Source organism: Actinopolyspora mortivallis, assembly GCF_003001495.1.
In the GTDB taxonomy this organism is placed as follows: Bacteria; Actinomycetota; Actinomycetes; order Mycobacteriales; family Pseudonocardiaceae; genus Actinopolyspora; species Actinopolyspora mortivallis_A.
The window spans coordinates 1-20,411 of the sequence record NZ_PVSR01000046.1; the positions used below are offsets into that span (position 1 = coordinate 1).

Annotated in this window: 22 protein-coding genes, 1 pseudogene and 1 riboswitch; of the genes and pseudogenes, 17 read left to right on the forward strand and 6 right to left on the reverse strand. The window is 66.0% G+C overall.

The annotated features are described in order from the left end of the window. Positions 1-93 precede the first annotated feature (93 nt). The 5 genes from CEP50_RS17690 to CEP50_RS17710 all read left to right on the forward strand — a co-directional run bounded on the left by CEP50_RS17690 (position 94) and on the right by CEP50_RS17710 (position 6,225). Positions 94-1,521, forward strand: coding sequence for an MFS transporter (locus tag CEP50_RS17690; protein WP_106115063.1), 1,428 nt, complete (start codon positions 94-96; stop codon positions 1,519-1,521). Positions 1,522-1,812: 291 nt separating this feature from the next. Beyond that, on the forward strand, positions 1,813-2,703 hold the full coding sequence (rfbA, locus tag CEP50_RS17695) for a glucose-1-phosphate thymidylyltransferase RfbA (protein WP_106115064.1): 891 nt from the start codon (positions 1,813-1,815) through the stop codon (positions 2,701-2,703). Between the two features lie 12 nt (positions 2,704-2,715). Further along, positions 2,716-3,726: a dTDP-glucose 4,6-dehydratase gene (gene rfbB, locus CEP50_RS17700; RefSeq protein ID WP_106115065.1), complete on the forward strand. Its 1,011-nt coding sequence runs from the start codon at positions 2,716-2,718 to the stop codon at positions 3,724-3,726. Positions 3,727-3,756: 30 nt separating this feature from the next. Further along, positions 3,757-4,764 carry a Gfo/Idh/MocA family protein gene (locus CEP50_RS17705; protein WP_106115066.1) on the forward strand — a complete coding sequence of 336 codons (1,008 nt, stop codon included), beginning with the start codon at positions 3,757-3,759 and terminating at the stop codon, positions 4,762-4,764. 105 nt (positions 4,765-4,869) lie between these two features. Continuing rightward, entirely contained in the window at positions 4,870-6,225 is a 1,356-nt protein-coding gene (locus CEP50_RS17710) for an NDP-hexose 2,3-dehydratase family protein (protein WP_106115067.1), read from the forward strand. A 1,243-nt stretch (positions 6,226-7,468) separates the two neighbouring features. Here CEP50_RS17710 and CEP50_RS17720 read toward each other — a convergent pair. From CEP50_RS17720 to CEP50_RS17725, 3 genes and pseudogenes are all read right to left on the reverse strand, one after another. Then, entirely contained in the window at positions 7,469-7,726 is a 258-nt protein-coding gene (locus CEP50_RS17720; RefSeq protein ID WP_146134843.1) for a hypothetical protein, read from the reverse strand. A 53-nt stretch (positions 7,727-7,779) separates the two neighbouring features. After that, positions 7,780-7,965, reverse strand: a pseudogene (locus CEP50_RS19955) (hypothetical protein); the annotation flags it as partial. 209 nt (positions 7,966-8,174) lie between these two features. Further along, positions 8,175-8,392: riboswitch (cobalamin riboswitch) on the reverse strand. Between the two features lie 155 nt (positions 8,393-8,547). Beyond that, positions 8,548-9,177, reverse strand: a complete 630-nt coding sequence (locus tag CEP50_RS17725) for an HD domain-containing protein (RefSeq protein WP_181188440.1) — start codon at positions 9,175-9,177, stop codon at positions 8,548-8,550. Positions 9,178-9,357: 180 nt separating this feature from the next. Between CEP50_RS17725 and CEP50_RS17730 the strand changes: the two genes are divergently transcribed. Both CEP50_RS17730 and CEP50_RS17735 read left to right on the forward strand, forming a co-directional pair. Continuing rightward, complete coding sequence (locus CEP50_RS17730) at positions 9,358-10,314, forward strand: GlxA family transcriptional regulator (RefSeq protein WP_181188441.1); 957 nt, start codon at positions 9,358-9,360, stop codon at positions 10,312-10,314. A 928-nt stretch (positions 10,315-11,242) separates the two neighbouring features. Beyond that, on the forward strand, positions 11,243-11,794 hold the full coding sequence (locus tag CEP50_RS17735; RefSeq protein WP_106115069.1) for an HD domain-containing protein: 552 nt from the start codon (positions 11,243-11,245) through the stop codon (positions 11,792-11,794). Here the strand turns inward: CEP50_RS17735 and CEP50_RS17740 are convergent. From CEP50_RS17740 to CEP50_RS17750, 3 genes are all read right to left on the reverse strand, one after another. After that, a complete protein-coding gene (locus CEP50_RS17740) occupies positions 11,787-12,257 on the reverse strand; it encodes an NUDIX hydrolase (protein ID WP_106115070.1) in 471 nt (156 codons plus the stop codon). The two genes, CEP50_RS17735 and CEP50_RS17740, sit on opposite strands and share 8 nt — an antisense overlap. 12 nt (positions 12,258-12,269) lie before the next feature. Then, positions 12,270-13,013, reverse strand: a complete 744-nt coding sequence (locus CEP50_RS17745; RefSeq protein WP_106115071.1) for a helix-turn-helix domain-containing protein — start codon at positions 13,011-13,013, stop codon at positions 12,270-12,272. A 141-nt stretch (positions 13,014-13,154) separates the two neighbouring features. Next, positions 13,155-13,490: a GntR family transcriptional regulator gene (locus CEP50_RS17750; RefSeq protein WP_106115072.1), complete on the reverse strand. Its 336-nt coding sequence runs from the start codon at positions 13,488-13,490 to the stop codon at positions 13,155-13,157. 118 nt (positions 13,491-13,608) lie between these two features. Here CEP50_RS17750 and CEP50_RS17755 point away from each other — a divergent pair, with 118 nt between their 5' ends. From CEP50_RS17755 to CEP50_RS17800, 10 genes are all read left to right on the forward strand, one after another. Beyond that, a complete protein-coding gene (locus CEP50_RS17755; RefSeq protein ID WP_106115088.1) occupies positions 13,609-13,959 on the forward strand; it encodes a hypothetical protein in 351 nt (116 codons plus the stop codon). A 262-nt stretch (positions 13,960-14,221) separates the two neighbouring features. Further along, positions 14,222-14,512: a hypothetical protein gene (locus CEP50_RS17760; protein WP_146134846.1), complete on the forward strand. Its 291-nt coding sequence runs from the start codon at positions 14,222-14,224 to the stop codon at positions 14,510-14,512. A 312-nt stretch (positions 14,513-14,824) separates the two neighbouring features. Next, the gene (locus CEP50_RS17765; protein ID WP_106115074.1) at positions 14,825-15,004 is read left to right on the forward strand and encodes a hypothetical protein; all 180 of its coding nucleotides are present in this window, start codon (positions 14,825-14,827) and stop codon (positions 15,002-15,004) included. Between the two features lie 3 nt (positions 15,005-15,007). Continuing rightward, positions 15,008-15,277, forward strand: a complete 270-nt coding sequence (locus tag CEP50_RS17770; RefSeq protein WP_106115075.1) for a hypothetical protein — start codon at positions 15,008-15,010, stop codon at positions 15,275-15,277. Continuing rightward, entirely contained in the window at positions 15,277-15,456 is a 180-nt protein-coding gene (locus CEP50_RS17775) for a hypothetical protein (RefSeq protein WP_106115089.1), read from the forward strand. The genes CEP50_RS17770 and CEP50_RS17775 overlap by 1 nt, the downstream gene beginning before the upstream one ends. Positions 15,457-15,537: 81 nt before the next feature. Then, positions 15,538-17,046: an FtsK/SpoIIIE domain-containing protein gene (locus CEP50_RS17780; protein ID WP_106115090.1), complete on the forward strand. Its 1,509-nt coding sequence runs from the start codon at positions 15,538-15,540 to the stop codon at positions 17,044-17,046. 80 nt (positions 17,047-17,126) lie between these two features. Beyond that, positions 17,127-17,711, forward strand: a complete 585-nt coding sequence (locus tag CEP50_RS17785) for a GGDEF domain-containing protein (RefSeq protein WP_106115076.1) — start codon at positions 17,127-17,129, stop codon at positions 17,709-17,711. Further along, positions 17,708-17,893 carry a hypothetical protein gene (locus CEP50_RS17790; RefSeq protein WP_106115077.1) on the forward strand — a complete coding sequence of 62 codons (186 nt, stop codon included), beginning with the start codon at positions 17,708-17,710 and terminating at the stop codon, positions 17,891-17,893. Before CEP50_RS17785 ends, CEP50_RS17790 begins: the two co-directional genes overlap by 4 nt. A 13-nt stretch (positions 17,894-17,906) precedes the next feature. Further along, positions 17,907-18,842 (forward strand): DUF2637 domain-containing protein, encoded by a 936-nt coding sequence (locus tag CEP50_RS17795; protein ID WP_106115078.1) that lies wholly within the window; start codon positions 17,907-17,909, stop codon positions 18,840-18,842. A gap of 98 nt (positions 18,843-18,940) precedes the next feature. Then, a complete protein-coding gene (locus CEP50_RS17800) occupies positions 18,941-20,410 on the forward strand; it encodes a replication initiator (protein ID WP_219905545.1) in 1,470 nt (489 codons plus the stop codon). Position 20,411 lies beyond the last annotated feature (1 nt).

Genomic DNA, 20,411 nt, shown 5'->3' on the forward strand with positions numbered 1-20,411 from the left:
GCCCCACCCCGTACACCACGGGAATCCTCTCACCGGGGAGGTCGAGCTGCCGGCACTCGGACTTCGTGGAACCAACGAGAGACGGGATCCGTCATGGAAACAGAAACATCCACCGCCGAACGCGGCGGTTCCCTGGAGCGCAGCCGTTGGGCTCCGGTGGTCGCCGTTGGCTTGGCCATGCTCGCCATGGCGATCGACACGACCATCGTCTCCGTCGTGCTGCCGGTCATCGGTGAGGAGATGGGTGTCGGTCCCACGGCGACCAAATGGGTAATCCTCGGCACCTCCCTGCCCGTCGCCGCGCTGACCATCCCCGCTGGAAGGTGGGCGGACCGCGCCAACGCCCGCTCGGTCCTGCTGTTCTCGGGGCTCGGCGTGACGGTCTCCGGCGTGTTCTCGGTACTGGCTCCCAACTTCGGGGTGCTCGTCCTCACACGCGTGCTGACCGGAATATTCGGTGGTCTGATGCTGTCGGTGTACCTTCCCACCGTGGCGGCCAACGTGCTGTCCACAGAACGGGGACGGGCCATGGGCTACACGTCGATGATCATGCCGCTCGGAACCATGATGGGGTCCTCCTTGGGAGGATTCCTGGCCAAGGAGTACGGGTGGCGACCGGTGCTGCTCGTGCCGATCCCCCTCCTGCTCCTCGTGCTGTGGTTGGCCTACGGAACGATGACCAGAACGCCCGACCGGCACCACGGCGTACCCAAACCGGAGCGGTCGTTCTGGCACGAGATGATCCTGCTCGGCGGTGCCATCACCGCCCTGATGCTGGCTTCGGACCAGCTCGAAAAACGGATGCTGCTCGCCGCCGTGCTGGCTTTGGCCGCCGTAGCCCTGACCGTGGGATGGGTCCGGCTGCCCACCTCCAGGGCGGTGACCTCGCTCATTCGCAAGCCGTCCTTCGGGCTCCCCCTCGTCGCCATCCCTCTGGTGGGATCAACCACCAGCATTCCCAACTTCCTGCTTCCCTACTTCGTCTCGGACGTGCTGCACCGCAGTCCTGCGATGGTGGGGATCGCACTGCTGTTCTCGGTGGCGGCCACGGCGATCAGCTCCCCTCTCGGGGGATACCTGGCGGACATCTACGGGACGAAGAAACTGGTTCTGATCAGCGCCCCCGTGGTGCTCGCCGGAATGGCCAGCATGCTCACCCTCAGTTCCGATGCCGGGATCATCGACCTCGCCTGGCGTCTCACCGTCTTCGGAGCAGGAAGCGGTGTCTTCGGTGTGGCGGCCAACACCGCTGTCCTGGCCGCCACACCTCAGGGCATGAGCGGAACGGCCGGAGGGCTGAGCTCGTTCGGACGCACCTTCGCGGCCGCCATCGGCCCGACGGTGTCGGCCCTTGCCTGGACCACCTCCGGTGGAGGTGCGCTCGGTTTCCAGACCGGGATCATCGCCTTCATGGTGATCACGCTGCCCGGCTTCGCGGCTATGCTGGTGGTCCGCGGCGGCAGGACGACTCAATCCGAGGCCGAGGCGTCGACACCCCTCGGCCACGAACAGCCTCAGTGACGGGGCCACCTCGCGGGTCCACCACCCACCGGCGGACGGGAATCGACCACACGACGGGTCGCTTCCCGTCGCCGGGGGATGGTGCTGATCCACGTTTTCGCGCCGAGACGCGATGGTGGTCCGTGTGCCGGTGAGCGTTCACCGGAAGACCACCGCACCGTCCGAATGGGACGCCCGGGAAGAGACCGGAGCATCCCGCATTTTTCGCCCCGCGGACCACGCGTGGACGACATCCCGGAATAAATTCCAATTTTCTCGGTTCTCCAGAAATATCAAGAAAGGTTCACAGGATTGAAAGGAATCATTCTCGCTGGAGGAAGCGGAACCAGGTTAAGACCTGTCACCATCGGAGTCTCCAAACAACTCCTTCCCGTCTATGACAAGCCCATGATCTACTACCCGCTTTCCGTGCTCATGATGTCAGGAATCCGAGAGATCCTGATAATCACCTCTCCCGCGGACAAGGACGTCTTCGGAAAGATCCTCGGAGACGGGAGTTCGTTGGGACTGTCGATAACCTACGCCGAACAGACCGTCCCTCGCGGACTCGCCGACGCCTTCCTGGTGGGAGCCGAACACGTGGGCACGGACTCAGTGGCACTGGTGCTGGGGGACAACATCTTCCACGGACCCGACCTCGGCCCCCTGCTCCGACACCACGTCAGGGACCTGGACGGCTGCACCCTCTTCGGACACCCGGTCCGCGATCCGGAGCGCTACGGCGTCGGTGAGACCGATTCCCGGGGACGCCTCGTGTCCCTCACCGAGAAACCGGAACAGCCGAGCTCGAACAAGGCCGTGACCGGACTCTACCTCTACGACAACGACGTGGTGGAAGTGGCTCGGCAGCTGCGACCGTCCCCGCGCGGCGAGCTGGAGATCACCGACGTGAACCGAACGTACATGGAGGAGGGGAGAGCGAAACTCGTCGAGCTCGGGAACGAATTCTCCTGGTTCGACACGGGAACCTGCGACTCCCTGCTGGAGGCAAGCAAGTACGTGCAGGAAATCGAGTCCCGACAGGGAACGAGAATAGCCTGCATCGAGGAAATAGCCTACAGCATGGGTTTCGTGAGCGCGGAAGAACTGCACGAGCTCGGTGCGAGACTGTCCAGCTCACCCTACGGAAACTACGTGAAAGGACTAGTCGAACCACGGCCTCTGCTGGAAGTGGCCGGCTAGGAGAGGAATAACATGCGTGTTCTTGTCACCGGCGGTGCCGGTTTCATCGGGTCGCGTTACGTCCGGAGAGTGCTCAACGGGGAGTATCCCGCCTTCGCGGACGCGACCGTGGTCGTTCTGGACAAACTCACCTACGCCGGGAACCTGGACAACCTCACCGAGGTGCTGACGCACCCCAGGATGGAGTTCGTCCACGGAGACGTGTGCGATCCGGACGAAGCAGCAGCAGCGATGTCCGGAGCAGATACCGTGGTTCACTTCGCCGCCGAGTCGCATGTGGACCGGTCCATCGAGGTCTCGGGAGGCTTCGCCCGGACCAACTTCCTGGGCACCCAAGTCCTGCTCGAAACCGCGCTGACGGTCGGCGTGCGCAAGTTCGTCCACGTCTCCACGGACGAGGTGTACGGGAGCGTGGAGCACGGGCACTCCCGCGAAACGGACGCGTTGCGGCCGAACTCCCCGTACTCCGCTTCGAAAGCGGCTTCCGACCTGTTGGCGTGCTCCTTCCACCGCACCCACGGCCTTCCCGTCTGTATCACGCGCTGCTCGAACAATTACGGCCCCAACCAGTACCCCGAGAAAATCATCCCCCTGTTCGTGACGAGCCTGCTCGACGGGAGACCGGTGCCCGTCTACGGAAACGGCACCAACGTTCGCGACTGGCTGCACGTCGATGACCACTGCGACGGCGTGCAACTGGTCGCGGAGAAGGGCGCTCCCGGAGAGATCTACAACATCGGAGGCGGCACCGAACTCACCAACATGGAGCTGACCGGACACCTGCTGGCCCAGCTGGGGGCGGACTGGTCGAACGTCGTGCGCGTGGCAGACCGTCCAGGGCACGATCAGCGCTACTCCGTAGACAGCACCAAGATCAGGCAGCAGCTCGGCCACTGCCCCAAGATCCCGTTCTTCGAAGGAATCCGGGACACGGTCGAGTGGTACCGCGAAAACAGGGAGTGGTGGGAGGCCCGGCTAAGAAGGTCATACGACTTTTCCGAGTTCGAGAAAGCACGGTCCTGATCGTTGCCGACCTGGGAAAGGAGGAGGAACATGAGCGGAAACGAACGTCAGGTTCGTGTGGGTGTCCTGGGGTGTGCGGACATTGCGGTTCGGCGGGTGCTGCCGGCCTTCGTCGCCGCCGAGGGGGTGTCGGTGTCCGGGATCGCCAGTCGCGATCCGCGCCGAGCGCGGGAAGTCGTGGGGAGATTCGGCGGAGAGCCGTTCGACGACTACGGGGAACTGCTCGAATCACCGTCCGTGGAGGCGGTCTACATCCCGCTTCCCTCGGGCCTGCATGCCGAGTGGGTCGAGAGGGCCCTACTGGCGGGCAAGCATGTGCTGGCGGAGAAGCCACTCACCACTTCGGGCGCCGAGACGGCGCGGCTGATGCGGCTCGCCGACAGTCAGGGGCTGGCGCTTGGCGAAAACTTCATGTTCCTGCGTCACAGCCAGCACGCGACCGTGCTGGGCATGTTGCGTGACAACGTCATCGGTACTGTGCACTTGTTCTCGTCCTGCTTCTCCGTTCCGGCACGCCCTCCGGGAGACGTTCGGCACGACCCGGAGTTGGGTGGGGGAGCGCTGCTCGACGTCGGGGGCTACCCGATCCGTGCGGCCCAGTACTTCTTCGGCGAAGGGCTCGAAGTCCGCGGCGCGGTGCTGCGTGAGGACACCACGTACGGCGTGGACACGGGCGGCGCGGCACTGCTGGAGACCGAAGGAGGCGTGAGCGTTCACGCCTCCTTCGGTCTGGACCACGCCTACCGGTCTCACTACGAGTTCACCGGCAGCACCGGAAGGATCTCGCTGGAGAACGCGTTCACCCCCTCCGGTGATCACGCTCCTGTCCTGAACATTTCCTCCCGGGAAGGGACGGAGACACGGACCCTCTCTCCGCAGGACCAGTACGTGCGCAGCGTCGAGCACTTCAGGAACGTGGTCCTCGGCAACGCCTCCTACGAAAGGTCTCGCATCATTCGCCAAGGCGAACTCGTCGACGCCGTCCGGGCCGCGGCGAGTCGGAAGTCACCGTCGGGCGTGGGCACCTCCGCCGGCTGAAGCATCGCCACGCCCCAGACCTGGTGGGAAGAAACGAACGGACAATCGTCCCCGACGAGGTCAGGACGATTCACGTTTCCCTCGATCACTCCGAAGGAGACACCTGTGTTCGATGACTTGCAGGATTTTTACGAGTGGTTCGCCCAGAGAAACATGGAGAACAGCTACGAGATAAAAAAAGTATCGCTGGACGAGATGCCCGGTTGGGGTTCCGACCCCCGAACAGGCGATATCTCGCACGAGTCGGGAAAATTCTTTTCGATCCGGGGACTGCGGGTCAGCACGGATCACCGGGAGACAGCGCGCTGGGAACAGCCCATCATCGTGCAACCCGAGATCGGCATCCTCGGCATGATCGTCAAAGTGGTCAACGGCAGGACGTACTGCCTGATGCAGGCGAAGATGGAGCCGGGCAACGTCAATCTCCTGCAGCTCTCCCCCACGGTGCAGGCGACGCGTAGCAACTACACGGGAGTGCACCAGGGGAACAAGGTTCCCTACCTGGAGTACTTCGTCGCTCCGCGCTCCGGCCGCGTAGTCGTCGACGCCCTGCAGTCGGAGCAGGGGTCGTGGTTTCTCAACAAGAGAAACCGGAACATCATCGTCGAAGTGCACGACGACGTCCCGGTCGGGGACGACTTCTGCTGGCTCAGCCTGGACCAGATCGCCGAACTCATGCGGGTTCCGAACCTCATCAACATGGACTCGCGCACGGTGCTCTCCGGCATCTCCTTCGTCGCCCCCGAATGGGGCGAGTGGGCGGAGACCGGTCTCGACCACGGGTGCGGGCTCGGCGAACCCCTGCACTCGAAGGAGCAGCTGCTGAGCTGGTTCACCGAGGTCAAGTCGCAGTACTCCCTGGAGCGCGAGCTGGTTCCACTCTCGGAGATCACCCCGTGGAGGAATTCCCCCGGAAGAATAGAGCACGTCGAGAGCAGACACTTCTCCGTAGTGGGCGTCCACGTCACCGCGACCAACCGGGAGGTGTCCGAGTGGTCCCAGCCGATGCTGGAACCGGTCGAACGAGGCGTCGTGGGCTTCCTGGGAAGGAACATCAACGGGTTGTTCCACATCCTGGTGCACGCCAGGACGGAGGCGGGTACTTACGACATCGTCGAGATGGCTCCCACCGTGAGTTGCATCCCCGGCTCCTATACGAGATCCTCCCGCGAACGGTGGCCACGGTACTTCGACGAGTTGCTGCGGGCGGGCGAGAACGGAACCCTCGTCGACGTGGTGCATTCCGAGGAAGGTGGAAGGTTTTACCACGCCGAGAACCGCTACCTGGTCGTCGATGCCGGAGAGGGGTTCGGACTAGACGTCCCCGAGGACTACTGCTGGATGACGGTCGAGCAGCTCATGGAGTTCGTGCGGTACGGCAACCACGTCAATGTCGCAGCCAGGTGCCTGCTCAGCTGTCTGGTGGACAGAACCACGCGAAAACAGTTGGTCGAAATCTGAGGAAGCCGGATCCGGCCCACGCTCCCCTGTCGAACCTCTCCGTCGCCTCCCCGCTTCACGGCGGCCGCTGGTGTGCCGCGGCAGGTCACCGGGCACCGGCGGCCACCGCTCGCCCACCCGACTCACTCGTCCCGTTCGGGGCCGGGCCGCGAGCGGCGGCGGAGGTGACAGGGGAGGAAGTGCCCACCGACCGGAGTCGATGCCTGACCTCGCGCCTCTCCCGGGAACCGGGCTCGGATCGCCGGGTGTGGGGCGCGCTCGTCCTCGCACGAGAGGAACCGTTCGTGCCCCGCGGGGGCCTCCGGCCCCGCCCGAACAGGAGAACCGGAACCGCGACCAGCAGCACCCAGGGCCAGTACCAGCCCAGATACTCGTCGAGGTAGGGGGCAGCCAGGTACCAGCCGACGAACAACGCCAGCCCAGTCCAGACCCCCTCGGACACGGGCCCGCCGTGTCCGCCGTTCCGGTTCCTCCCACCGGATCCTGCGTTCCGTTCCCGCACCGGGTTCTCCCGTCCGCGTCTCGGGACCGATCCTGCCCACCCACACGAACTACACCCGATCGTGTGAATAACGTTCGGGTCCATCCCATCACCGCGGTCGAACACCGGCATCGGTACTCGTACGGCGAGCACTCCGGGAAAACACTCAGACCCACCGACGAACGGCCCCGGCGGGAAACCTCAGTCCCAGCTCGGGCCGGCACCGGACCGGTACTCGGTCACGCGGGTCTCGAAGAAGTTCTTCTCGAACACAAGATCGACAAGGTCCATCCCCGCGTGTGCGGGGAACACACGTAGTGACCTGCGACTTCCCAGCCGCTCTATTCACTTGTGACCTCTCGCGGGAAGCACGCGCATCCTAGCCAGCCCCCACCGAGCAGCACGACAACCTCCCCGGCGGGCACCGCGACGAACCGCAAGACACCCCGGAAGAAGCCCAGTCCCCAGAGGCTTTCGCCCGCCCCCAAGTCTGTCCACTGTAGTCATAGTGTGGGGCAGACTCGGCTGGTTCGCGTTAGTGGCCGAAACCGCTGTGCCGACGTAGTGGGAGTCCCGGTCCTCACCGGCCTCGAACACCGGAAACATCCGTGTTCACCGCGCCTCGGCTAGGTCACCACCACCCGCCCGCAGTGGACGGCGTTCCTCGATGCGGTCAAGAACAACCGCTTCGAGTGAACCCGTAGCGACAGCACGGCGCCCCCGGGACTTTGAAGTGGTCCCCGGGGGCTGTTCGTGCTGCGATTACGCGGACTGGTTGACCTCGCGGGCGTAGGCGAGCGCGTACTCGGACCACTCCCCATCGCCCATCGCCCGGTCGGCCTCCTCGCACAGCCACGCTGCCAGAGCCTCACTCGGCACCCGCTCGGCGGCACTGCGGAACTCGAACAACGCCTTGGCCGGCTCACCCGTCAGATCACGCACGTCAGCCGCCGCCCGATCGAGATCGGCGATCGACCGTATGATCTCGCCGATCGACACCGGCATCTCTCGATTGCCCACCGGTTCGCCCTTTCCTCGCGTTCGTCTGTTCATCGTTGCAGGTCAAGCGGACACTAGGTCAGACCGTGTCTCTCGTAAGTCGATGTCGACGACGTGTCCAACATGCGCACCGTCGTCCGTGTCGTGCGACGCAGCCGCTCGTGGTCGAGACCGTCGGCGGTGACGTGCCGGGCCAGGTTGACCGATTCGAGGTTGCACACCGCGACCTCGTCCCGGTTGGTGTTGAGCGTGATCCCGGTACGGCCCCCGGAGGTGTTCCGCCCCGGTGCGGTCGGCGGTCAGCACACTGGTGGGTGATTCAGCCACGGGACTCTCTCCCCTCGACACTCCTGTCCACACCCGGGGACGTGGGAGAGACGCGAAGACCCGTGGCGGCATCACGGCCGGATGCCCACCGGCACTCCTCGTCCGCGTCGACCCTCCCGCGAGGCCCCGGACAGCACGCACTCCCGCACGTGCACCGATGGCAGGTCTTCGGACTCGCGGGCGCACGGCCCGACCGGGCCGCTCCTACTGGCCGTCGCTTCCCGGGCGTGCTGACGCCCAGTGCGTGGTGACGGCGGTCGTTCCCACTCACCGCTGCGGGGCAGTCCCGGACTCGCACCGGGTTCCCTCTTGTCCCACCGACCCGTGCTGGGGCGGTGAACCATCGGCGGACCACATACTACATCTTGTCTTTAGAAAGATCGATCCACCCAAGATGTACGTGTCACGGGCGCCTCCCCGGAAGAGCGACAACCGCGCGAACCGCAGGATTCGGCTATCCACTCGCCCCGTGCCGCCCGCGCTCGGGCAAGGTGGCACCCCGGCCCGAGCACCTCTCAGGAGATGAACGGATCACGCCCGAGCATGTCCTCTGAGGTGGGCAGGGCGGCGCCGTGACAGCGCTCGGCGGTCGCCGCGAGCCAGGTCAGCGCGTAGGTGGTGGGAGCACGGCCGGCTGCCGTCTCGACGGCCTCCGCCATACTGCCGACGAACCCGTCCCGGGGGAAGGCGGCGAGCACCTCGTCGACCAACACGGGGTCCAGCCGGTCGAGCCCGCCGCCGTGGATGTCGGTTCCCGCGCCCCAGTGCACCAGGGCGCACTCCGGTGACTTGCGCTCGGCGATGCCCATCGAGGTGTGCAGCGCGATGGCGTCCCAGACCACACACGCCTCCTCGTCCGCGAGGCCGCCGGACCTCGCCCAGTCGTAGGCGACCTCGGCACCCTCGACCTCGAACCGCCGCCTGCCCCCGTAGCGTTCGGTGAGTCCGAGGTCGTGCAGCAGCGCCGCGACGTAGGCGAGATCCTCCCGCACCCGCAGTCCCGCCGCGTCGGTGGCCAGGCGACCGAAGACGTAGGTGCGTTCACAGTGCCGCAGCAGGAACTCGGGGCCGTGTCGCGCCGTCAGAGCACGCGCCTCACGCGCGAACGTGCTGTCGGGAATGCGGACACCTGCGATGACGGTCATGGTGGGGTCCTTCCGCACACCGCCCGCACAGCGGGAAGGACGGTGTGCCCGGTCGGTCTTGTTCGGCCGTGGGCGGTCATCGAACCGGTCGATGTCACCACCGCGTACGAGTCGATCCTGTCGGGGAACTCGCGCGGACCGTGAGTGGCAGCAGCGACAGGATGCGCAAGAATGCTGCCGATGCATCGGATCAGCGTGCTCGCACTGTCCCGGGTGGTGCTGTTCGATCTGGCGATCCCGCTGGAGATCTTCGACAGCCAGCCGCACCGCTACACCACCACGGTGTGCGCCCCCACCCCCGGGCCGGTGCCCAGCACCGGGGCGCTTCCCGTCCACGCCACGGCGGGGCTCGCCTCACTGGCCGAGGCCGACACGGTGATCGTTCCCGGCTTCGACCCACGGGACGTTCCGGAACGGGAGGTGCTCACGGCGCTGCGCGGCGCGGCCGAACGAGGCGCGCGCGTGGTCTCGATCTGCACCGGCGCGTTCGCCCTGGCCCCCACCGGCCTGCTCGACCGGCGATCCGCGACCACCCACTGGTACTACACCGACGAACTCGCCCGGCGTTACCCGCGGGTCCGGGTCGACCCGGACGTACTCTACGTCGACCACGGCGACATCGCCACCAGCGCCGGCATGGCCGCCGGGATCGACCTGTGCCTGCACCTCGTGCGCCGGGACCACGGCGCCGAGACGGCTGCCGAGATCGCCCGTCACATGGTTGTCCCTCCCCACCGCAGCGGCGGCCAGGCCCAGTTGCTGGACCGGCCGCTGCCTGCCGACGGCGGAACCCTCGCCGCGACCTGCGACTGGGCACGCCACCACCTGGACCAACGACTGACCGTCGCTGACCTCGCCCGACACGCCGGCTACGCCCCACGCACCTTCGCCCGGCACTTCCGCGCCCAAACCGGCACCACCCCCCTGCGGTGGCTGACCGCCCAGCGCGTCCACCAGGCCCGTCGGCTCCTGGAACGCACCGACCGCACCGTGGCCGACATCGCCCGCAGCGTCGGGCTGGGCACCGCCGCCAACCTGCGCACGCAACTCGCCCGCGACGCCCACACCAGCCCCAGCGCCTACCGACGCGCCTACCAAGGATCCCTCCGGGGACCGCGCTGCGACAGCACGGGCTGAGGAAGCGAGGACAGCCGGGCACAGCTGCGCGAGGGGATCACTGCCGAACCCACCCACCTCGACGCTGGTGCGCCGCCTGCCCAGAGAGACCATGAGGGGACGACGGCTTTCCCCAATCAGGCGGAAGACACCGCCCGCCGCGAACACGCGTGGGACTCCGTCACGGACAGGCCCGCGTGACCTCCCACAACGGACCCGCGCTCCTTGGACTCGAAAAGCCGAGCGAACAAAACTCTGACCAGGGATTCCGGTGGGCCGCCAGGGACTCGAACCCTGAACCCGTGGAGTAGCGGGTCGGTTCCTGCCGTCGTTTGTTGATGGCTGCCGGTACCCGGCGTCACCTGGCCTGATGCCACCCATAGAACGACCACTGTGGATGTTCGATACTCGTCGTCTGTCATCGTTTCGTATGGGAAAAGTATGGCGATGACCTTGATTTCGCAGCAGGAGCCCAACAGGGTGAGTGGCTACGCAGCGGGCGCGGTGGGCTGTCCGTAGGAAGTGGCCCGGGCGAGGGCGTCCGTAACGGGACCACGCTGTTCGTGTTCGGCTGCCCAACCGGCCACGATGCCCGGCCCGCCGGTGGATGTGCGGGTGCGGGGCTGCTCGGCGGTCCCTGCCGGAACAGGCCGCCTGCCTTCCGCTTCGCGTCCGGGGATGCCGCCCGCCCACCGCTTCCGCGGTCGGCCGACCGGCCGCCGAGGGGCAAGGGGACCGCGCCTCGGCGGCCGGTCCTGGCCGAGCGCACAGACAAGCGGGCGGGCGGCTCTCCCCCGGACGCACCGGGCAAGCAGGCAGGCGGCCCCGGCAGGGGCCGCCCTTGATGCAGAAAAGAAACTCTACACACACGCATGCTGGGACTGGGGCGATCGGTGGTCACCCACGTTTTGCCCATTCGCGTGTCGGTTCGGATGGATAGGGTCGCGCTATGACGTTGTATGCGTGGGCGTTCGAGGTCTCGCGGGAGAAGCTGGCGGAGAGTTTGCCGCGCCGTTGGTCGCATGTTCAGGGTGTTGCCGAACGTGCTCGGGGGCTTCGTCCGGTCTCCGGTGGTGATGCTGATCTGTTGGAGGCTGCGGCGGTCCTGCACGATGTGGGCTACGCTCCGGACTTGGCCACAACCGGTTTCCACCCGTTGGACGGGGCGGTCTTCCTCCGTGACATCGGTGCCCCGGATCGGTTGGTGCATCTGGTCGCACATCACTCGTACGCGGTGCTGGAGGCACAACTCCGCGGGCTGTCGAACGAACTCGCTGACTTCGTGGACGAGGGCGGTGTTCTTCGTGACGCGTTGTGGTACTGCGATCTGAACACCACTCCGGACGGCACGGAGGTGGACGCGCGGGACCGCATCGCCGAGATTCAGCAGCGTTACGGCCCCGAACATCTGGTCACCCGGTTCATCACCGAGGGATCACCGGAACTGCTCGCGGCCGTGGACCGCACGCGTACGCGGCTGGACTCGGCGGCGGTTAGCTGAGGTACGGCGTGGAACGCTGCTGCAACGCGTGCTCGATGCGCATCCGCATGGTGGGGTGCATGGTCACGGTGTCCAGCTCGTCGGGCTGGACCCAGTGCACGCGGCGGCTCTCACTGCTGGGCCGTAGCCGTCCTCCCACCGGTCGGGCGGTGAACACGATCGAAAACTCCTGGCGGACCTCGCCATCGTCGTAAGCGATCACGTGCCGCGGGTCGGAGTAGATACCGACGATGCCGGTGATCTCCACGGCCAGCCCGGTCTCCTCGGCGACCTCGCGCAAGGCGGCCTGGCGGGTGGTCTCACCGAGGTCTTGGGCTCCGCCGGGCAGGGCCCACAGGTCGTTGTCGGTGCGTTCGATCAACAGCACACGGCCGGACTCGTCGCGGACCACCACGGCCACGGCCACCACCAGACTGTTGGCCGCCGGGGCCTGCGGATCGCCGTAGTAGTCCCGCTTGCTCATGGTCCCTGCCTCTCAGGTCAACGCCGAAGCCCCGTCCCACACAGCATCGAAGCTGTCCGCGTAGGTGCTGAACAGATCACCGGCGGCGAGACGGCGGATGTGCATGGCTGGTGCGTGGGCGGCGAGCTTGCCGAACACGTGGGGATTGACGACCATCTCGTCATCGAAGCGGTAGATCGAGTTGTACAGCACCGTCGCGTGCGTGCGGATCTCCACACCGGGAGTGTCGGCTAAGGGCTTGAAGAAGGCCAACGCGTGGTCGATTTTGGCCGAGATCGTGTTCCGCCCGATTCCCTCGTCCAAGCTGCGTTGAATCACGGCGTCGCTGTCGCGGTCTCCGAACAATAGCCGGATCCGTGCTCCGTTGGCGGCCTTGTCCCTGAGCTGATTCAACAGATTCGGCTTCTCGGTCATGAACATGCCCACATAGACCAGCATGTCCACATGAGTCGTCGCCGCACCGAGCAGGCGATCCCACAGATCGTTGGGAACCGCGTTGCGGTTCGGATACAGCTTGACCATTTCGGACTCACTGACCTGCTGCGCCTTGGCATCCGAGACTGCGCCGGGCCACAGGTAGCGTTCCGATTCCCCCAGCTTCGCGGCGATCGCATGCCGCGTACGTGCGTGCGGTTTCCGTCCGGTGGTTACCCACCGCTCAGCGGTCTTCGGGTCCACCTGGAGCTGGTCAGCCAGCTCTGAGGGCGTGATTCCTTGTTTGAGCAGGGCATCACGCAACCGTTCATTCGGGGGCATCTTGGCCTTCCAAGTACGTTCAGGGACGTCACGATCGTAGCTGAGACGTCCCAAAACGTCCCACCATGCGGTGAAGACGTCCCGTTGATCACGGGAACCTAGAACCATGACAGCGCGACGGAAAGACCTTCAGGAGCGGGCTTACCGCTGCTGCTCCAGGGCGTCCAAGCGGGCGGACAGGTCTGCGACCGTGGCTTGCAACTCGGCGACAGCCGAAGCGAGGTCCTCGCTCTTCGGAGTGGGTTCAGGGACCGAGTTCACGAACGTCCCCACGGAAGGGGTGGTCGTGATCCAACCGTCCTCCTCCAGGGTACTCAGAGCCTTCTGCGCGGTCCCGAGTGCCACCTTGTACTTTTCGGCGACTCCGCGGTTGCTGGGAAGGCGGTCGCCAGGACTCAACGTGCCTGAGCGGATCTCGCGCTTAATGGTCTCGGCGACACGCTGATATGCGGCAAGTCCTGGGGTTTCCTGCTCCATAACAGCAAGTCTAACCAAGGCGACCTACACCGACATAACTCATCGGGACACCCCCCTTGCCAAGCAACATACATCGATATAGACTGATACATGTCAGAAACGGATGACGGAGGTACTGATGCTGACGAACGTTCCGGTGGTTCTTGAGGGCTACAAGTTGCAGGTGACGGAAGAGCCGGTGGTGAAGACCAAGCGTGACGAGAACGGTAATGACGTGGCGGTCACGGATCGGAATGGTGTGCAGCAGTACGTGGTGATGGTGTTCGGGAAGCCGCGTGGTCAGGATGGTCGTCCGGGCGGTAAGGGCGTTGAGGTCAAGGTGACGCTGGAAACCGAGCCGGGTGAGGAGATCACGGACGGGGCCACGGTGGAGCTGATCAATCCTCGGTTGTCGTACTGGGCCAACGATGACGGGAAGCACCGGTGTGGGATCGCCTACCGGGCGACCGCTGTGAAATTGGCTGGCTGAATTCCCGGTTTCTTCCCCGGTGTGCTTCGGGGTTTGTTCTGACATATCCGCCGCTGTTCGGCGTGTGTGTTGTTTCGCTGTTTGAGAATTCCATAGTGGGGCCGAGCTGTGTCTGATTCCCCGTGAATGCTGTTGGGGAATGGTGTTGACCCCCGGCCGTGCGTGCGTGTGTGGCCGGGGGTTTTCAGGGTTTCCCAACCCGATTTGTTGTTCGATGGTGAAAGGGCGTGTGGTGATGTTGCGGCCTGGTCAGACTCAGCGGGTGTATTTCGATGATCAGTTTCTGATGGTGAGTGCGGTTAAGACGGTAGGTAAAGCTTATTGGGTGTGGGTGAGGGCCATGCCGGTGGGCGCGGATGGTTCGATCACCGGGGCTGGCGCGGAGATCGAAGTGGCGGTGGAGAATACTCCGGAGGTCGAGATCGTGCCGGGTCAGCGTGTGGAATTGGTCGAGCCGTATTTGCGGGCGTCTGAGATTCTTACTCGGCGGCGGGATCCGGTGCTGCGGTTTCACGCGCTGGGTGTGCGCCCGGTCGGACAGATCGCGAACTGACACAGGGGAAACCCCGGACAGGAAAGTTGTCAGCCCACCTGCCCGGGTTTCTCCCCGGTTTCTGGAGGAGATCATATGTATATCACAGGTGACGAGGATGTGGAAGACCTGGCTAAGCAGGTCGGGGTGTTGCGTCGGGGTCGTGGGGGTGTGTCGGTGGTGGCTACCTGTGCGGGCTGTGGCGTTCCCTTGAGTGATTCTTCGCAGGTGATGTGTACCTCGTGTGCACTGCGGTGAGGGGGTTCGGAGATGGGTGTTCATGGTGCGGGGTGTCTGGGCCCGGTATCGGGACGAGGAAAGGTTGTGTGACTGGTGACGGCGGAGTCGTTGTTGGTGGAGCGGATTACCGAGGCTTGGCGGGAGTATCTGGCCGTGGCCGAGGAGACCGCGCGGAGTGAGCGCGCACTGTCGCGGTTGTCGCGGAGTGTGTCCACGGTGGTGGGCGAGGTGACACAGGCCGAGTGGGAGCACGTCTATGGAAAGGAGCGGTGACCGGTGGCGACGAAACCGATAGGGCGTGGCACGTCCACGTTTCGGATCAAGATGAACACTCCGGCGGTCAACCGGCTGCATTTGATCGGCAAGCTCATGGATGACCTGCACGGGCAGTTGAATCAGGTGTATTCGTTGGAAGAGGAATTCGCCGAGAAGCGCCAGTTCAACGAGACGGTGGACATGGTGGGCAAGGCGCAGCAGGCGATCACCCGGGTGCGGGACGCGATCGGCAAAAAGGGCGGCCAGTCGGTAGCGAAGGGATACAAGTGATGCGACGCGGTGATGATATTCACAAGATGGCGAAACGGGTGGATGCCTCCATGGCGGCGCTGAATCAGGCGTTGCGCAAGTTCGGCGTTCCGAAGGGGCTGGGGAATTCGTTGAAGAATTTGAAAACCCGCGCCGGGGATGTGGTCTCGCAGTTGGAAATGAGTCAGCGGAAGGACTAGCCCGCGAAGGCGGGGTGGGGCACTCGGTCGGAAGGCTGGGTGCCCCTTTTTTTTCGTGCTGTGTGAAAGGGGTGTGTGGCGGTGCGGGACACGCGCGTCACCGCGGGGGAGACGGAGCGGACTCCGGCTCGGCTGCTGCTGCGGTTTCTGGCCCGTCACCCCCGCTCGGTGGGCACGCTGGCGGCGGTGACCATCACCGGGGCCTACGTCGGGTTCCACGTGATGCTGATCGGGGCCGGAGCCACGATGGCGGCTGGGGCCTCGTGGGCGGTGCTGGATCGGCCGACCTTCGACCGGTTCGCCGGGCGGTGGCTGCGGGCGTGGTGGCGGCGGTGGCTGACCTATCACCGCAAGTGGCAGCGGGTGGTTTTCAGCTGTGGGCTGGTGCAGTCCTCCCCGAAAGGCGATACCCGACTGCCCAGGCTGGTGAGCGTGCGTTCCGCGTGGTGTTGGGACTCGGTGCGGGTGCGGCTGCTGGACGGGCAGACCCCAGCGGACTACGAAGCGGTGTTGGACCGGCTGGCCAGTTCCTACAACGCCCGTCGGGCCACGCTGCGCACGCTGAAACCCCAGGTGATCAGCCTGGATTTCCAGCGACGGGAGCCGTTCGACGTGCTGTTGACACCGTTGCCGGAGATGCCGCGGGAGGAGCACGCGGTGGATCTGTCCCGGCTGCCGATCGGCCAAGACGAGTATGGCCGTGAGTTCGCCCTGAACTTGGTTGACGGGCTGCATCACCTGTTCGCCGGGGCCACCGGGGCGGGGAAAGGCTCGTGGATGTGGGGCCTACTGCGGGCGCTGGCCCCGTGGATCCGCTCCGGGCGGGTGCGGCTGTGGGTGCTCGACCCCAAAGGCGGGATGGAGTTCGGCCAGGGCGCGGAGCTGTTCCACCGACTGGCCACCGACGATCAATCCGGGCTCGACCTGGCCCGCGAGTACGTGGACACCCTCGATGCCCGCAAGACCGAGATGGGACGCCAAGGGCGGCGCACCTGGACTCCGGGTGACTCCGCCGACTACCCGCTAGACCTGCTGATCATCGACGAGTTGGCCTCGATGACCGAATACACCGACCGCGACATCAGCAGAGAGTTCGAACGACTGTTGTCCAAGGCCCTGGCCCAGTTCCGCGCCGTCGGCGGCCGGGTGGTGGCCGCCACCCAGGAGCCCACCAAAGACGTGATCCCCATGCGGGGGTTGTTTCCCACCAAGGTCGCCCTGCGGCTGGAGGAGGCCTCCTATGTGGACATGGCCCTCGGTGAAGGGGCGCGGGATCGGGGCGCGTTCGCCGATCAGATCCCCGACTACATGCCCGGGGTGGCCTACCTGACCCGCGAAGGACACCGCGAACCCCTCCGTGTCCGGGCGGCCTACACCAGCGACGAGGACATCACCGAACTACTCCGCTTCGCCACCAGCACCGAGGCCACCGTCCTCAACTTCCCCACCGACACCGATACGGGCTCCAACACCGACTCCGCGGAGGCCACCGGCACGGAACAGACAGCGACCGTGACCGACTCCTCCGACATCGAACACATCGAGGTCATCGACGACGGCGAAGACGACGACGATTTTGACGCCGCCTGACGGCGGGCAGTAAACGCCCCGCTCCTGAAACTCGTGGCGGAGCAGGAGCGGGGCCTACCTCACTCTTGGAGGCAGTTCCCATGTTGGCAGAACTCGCTCTGATCGGCACCACCCTGTCCACCACCGGGTTCGGGCTGTGGGCCCGTCGGTTGTGGCAGCGATTACACACCGACCCGTTGACCGGGCTGGCCAACCGCGCCCGGATGCACCGGGTGTTCCATCGGGCCCGGTGGTTACGCCGTCACTCGACGGCTCCGGTGGGGGTGCTGTTGATCGACGTGGACCGGTTCAAACACATCAACGACACCCACGGGCACCGCCTCGGCGACCAGGTACTCCGCCGGATCGCCGCTGAACTCACTGCCTGCACCCACTCCGGGGAGCTGCCGGTGCGGCTGCACGGCGACGAACTGGCCGTGCTGCTCATCCGCCCCGACGCGGGCGACGTCGCCGAGACACGGGCGGCCGAGATCCGCCAGGCCGTTCACGGCCCCCGCACCGTGGCCGGGCACACCGTTGACCTGTCCCTGTCGGTCGGGGCGGCCACCACCCACCCCGATGAGGGGTCGCTGTCGGACCTGCTGGCGCTGGCCGATCAGCGCATGTATGCCACCAAACCCACCCGCGACGCTGCGGGAACCACTCGAAAGGCGGTCACACGATGATCCTGTTCCACCTCACCGGCCGCAGCCTCCTCGGACTGCTCGCGGCCACCCTCGCCGTGCTGCTGGTGCTGGCCGGGCTCTGGTTCCTCGCGGGGCCCGCTTGGTCGATCGGGATCGGCCTGATGCTGGTGCTGCTCCTCCGCGGGGTGCTGGCCCTGTTCTCACCCAGTGACAGCGACTAGAAGGGGGCTGCTGATGACCACTCCCGATAGTGGGGTGCGGTTGAGTCGGGCGCATCGCTGGTTGGCGCCGGTCTCGCTGGTGATCGTTGCGATGGCGGCGGTGATGGGCTGGGCGGCCTCGTTCGTGGGGCTGCACGACTACGGGCACACCGACATGGTCGGGTTCACCGTGGTCAGCGCGTGGCTGTTGCCCGCCACCTTCGACGGGGCCGCCTTCGCCTGCACCCTGATGACCTACCGGGCTTCGATCAACGGACGGTCGGCCCTGCGGGGGCGGATACTGATGTGGGCCTTCACCGGCGTGAGCGCCTGGATCAACTGGATCCACCAACCCAGCCTGGAAACCCGGCTGGTCGCGGCGGGGCTGCCAGTGGCGGCGGTGGCCGTGTTCGACGTGGTGTTGTGCGAACTGCGGGCCGACTACGAAGCCCGCCACGGGCGCACCGGTTTCCGCCTGCGCCCTGGGCTGTTGCTGCTGCGCTGGCTGGTGGACCCTTCCGGCACCACCGCCGCTTTCCGTAAGCGCATCACCAGCATCCCCGTGCCCACCCTGGTCGGACCCACCGAATCCACCCCCTCGACCGAGAACACCGCTCCCGCACCGGACTCCACAGAGCCTGTTCCCGAAACCACTCCGAAGAACTCCGCGGATACGGCTCCGACGGAGACCAGTCCGGAGGGCGAACGGTCGGAACCGGCTCCGGTTTCGGAGTCGGGGGACGCGCCTGCTGCCGGGGTGTCGTTGCCGCCGGTGCGGCCCTCCTCGGTGAAGTTGCCGGATCACGTGCTGCACCGGTTGTCCGCAGCCCGCGAGCACGCCTACCGCACCGAGGGCCGCTCGCTGACCGCTGCTGATGTGCACAACATCGTGCGGCTTCCCGAGGCCCTGACGAACAAGCTCGTCACAGAGCTGGCGCTGCCGGACACCCACGGGCACGCCTTGGTTTGACCTCGTTCCCTGTTCGACCGCTCGGCGGAAACCCCGTTACGGCCTTCATGCCCTGGGGTTTCCGCCCTTTTTGTGTCCCCGACCGGAAAGGGGAAACCATGGTTCTTCCCGTATCCCTGGACGTGGACAGGCTGACCCGCCGGATGCAACGAGCCGACTTCGAGACCTGGAAGGCCAAGGTCCGCTCGGTGGCCGGCTGCACCCGCCCGGTGCACCTGTCCGGACGGTGGGCCATCCACGACACCGCCACCGGGAACACGCTGCGTTCCCGGTCCGGCGAGATCATGACTCCCTGCGGCAACCGACGCGAGGCCGTGTGCCCGGCCTGCTCGGACCGCTACGCCGCCGACGCCTTCCACCTGATGCGCGCGGGCCTGTCCGGCGGCTCCAAAGGCGTCCCCGAGGCCGTGGCCGAGGCTCCGCGGGTGTTCGCCACCCTCACCGCACCGAGTTTCGGGCCGGTCCATAACCGGAGGGTGTCCCGCAACGGCAAGACCATGCCGTGTGCGTGCGGCTCGATCCACCACGAGCACGACCCCGCCCGGGGCCAACCCCTTGATCCGGACACCTACGACTACACCGGCCACGTGCTCTGGAACGCCCACGCGGGGGTGTTGTGGACCCGGTTTCGCACCTACCTGCTGCGCCACCTCGCCGGACTGGCCGGGCTGCGGGTGCGCGAGATCGGCCACCACCTACGCCTGTCGTACGCCAAAGTCGCCGAATACCAGAAACGCGGCGTGATCCACTTCCACGCCGTGATCCGCCTCGACGGGCCCCAGGGGCCGGCCGAGCCGCCCCCGGCCTGGGCCAGCACCGACCTGCTGTCCGAAGCGGTGCGCACGGCCGCGCGGGCGGTCTCGGTCACCGCACCCGACCTCGACGGGCACCGCCGCCTGCTGCGCTGGGGTGAACAACTCGACATCCGCCCGATCACGGCCGCCAACGCCTCTCAGCTCGAAACCGAGCACGGCGAGATCACCGAGGACCGGTTGGCCTCCTATGTGGCCAAATACGCCACCAAAGGCACCAGCACGAACGAGGCAGTCGACCGGCCGATCCGCTCGCGCGGGCATATCGACCTGTTGGACATCAGCCCGCACCACCGGCGCATCATTCACACCGCTTGGGACCTCGGGGCACCCGTGGCCTGCCCGGACTGCTCTACCACAGGACACTGCCGCACCTGCGGCGGCTCCGGCTGGGTCTCCCGCACCCTTCGGGCCCAGCACCGCGGGGAACTCACCGCCGAACAGGTGGACCCGGTGGATGCGCTCAAACTCCGCCGCTGGGCCCACATGCTCGCCTTCCGCGGCCACTTCCTGTCCAAGTCCCAGCACTACAGCACGACGTTCACCCGCATCCGGGGCGACCGGCGCCAGTACCGGCACCACCAGGTCCTCGACGAACTCGGCGTGACCGAGGACGAGATCACCGTGATCAACCACTGGGCCCTGACCCACGTCGGCCACGACTCCCCCGAGGAAACCGAACTCGCCGAAGCCCTCGCCCACCAGATCCGCCGAGACCGCCAGCAACGCTACGAACACGAGAAACGGAGGAACTAGC

What these genes read in the sequence shown, in the direction of transcription:
- CEP50_RS17690 (WP_106115063.1), top strand. Translation starts at nt 94, where the DNA reads ATGGAAACAGAAACATCCACCGCCGAACGCGGCGGTTCCCTGGAGCGC.
- rfbB (WP_106115065.1), top strand. Translation starts at nt 2,716, where the DNA reads ATGCGTGTTCTTGTCACCGGCGGTGCCGGTTTCATCGGGTCGCGTTAC.
- CEP50_RS17705 (WP_106115066.1), top strand. Translation starts at nt 3,757, where the DNA reads ATGAGCGGAAACGAACGTCAGGTTCGTGTGGGTGTCCTGGGGTGTGCG.
- CEP50_RS17725 (WP_181188440.1), bottom strand. Translation starts at nt 9,177, where the DNA reads ATGACCGTCATCGCAGGTGTCCGCATTCCCGACAGCACGTTCGCGCGT.
- CEP50_RS17730 (WP_181188441.1), top strand. Translation starts at nt 9,358, where the DNA reads ATGCATCGGATCAGCGTGCTCGCACTGTCCCGGGTGGTGCTGTTCGAT.
- CEP50_RS17735 (WP_106115069.1), top strand. Translation starts at nt 11,243, where the DNA reads ATGACGTTGTATGCGTGGGCGTTCGAGGTCTCGCGGGAGAAGCTGGCG.
- CEP50_RS17740 (WP_106115070.1), bottom strand. Translation starts at nt 12,257, where the DNA reads ATGAGCAAGCGGGACTACTACGGCGATCCGCAGGCCCCGGCGGCCAAC.
- CEP50_RS17745 (WP_106115071.1), bottom strand. Translation starts at nt 13,013, where the DNA reads ATGCCCCCGAATGAACGGTTGCGTGATGCCCTGCTCAAACAAGGAATC.
- CEP50_RS17750 (WP_106115072.1), bottom strand. Translation starts at nt 13,490, where the DNA reads ATGGAGCAGGAAACCCCAGGACTTGCCGCATATCAGCGTGTCGCCGAG.
- CEP50_RS17755 (WP_106115088.1), top strand. Translation starts at nt 13,609, where the DNA reads ATGCTGACGAACGTTCCGGTGGTTCTTGAGGGCTACAAGTTGCAGGTG.
- CEP50_RS17775 (WP_106115089.1), top strand. Translation starts at nt 15,277, where the DNA reads ATGCGACGCGGTGATGATATTCACAAGATGGCGAAACGGGTGGATGCC.
- CEP50_RS17785 (WP_106115076.1), top strand. Translation starts at nt 17,127, where the DNA reads ATGTTGGCAGAACTCGCTCTGATCGGCACCACCCTGTCCACCACCGGG.
- CEP50_RS17790 (WP_106115077.1), top strand. Translation starts at nt 17,708, where the DNA reads ATGATCCTGTTCCACCTCACCGGCCGCAGCCTCCTCGGACTGCTCGCG.
- CEP50_RS17795 (WP_106115078.1), top strand. Translation starts at nt 17,907, where the DNA reads ATGACCACTCCCGATAGTGGGGTGCGGTTGAGTCGGGCGCATCGCTGG.
- CEP50_RS17800 (WP_219905545.1), top strand. Translation starts at nt 18,941, where the DNA reads ATGGTTCTTCCCGTATCCCTGGACGTGGACAGGCTGACCCGCCGGATG.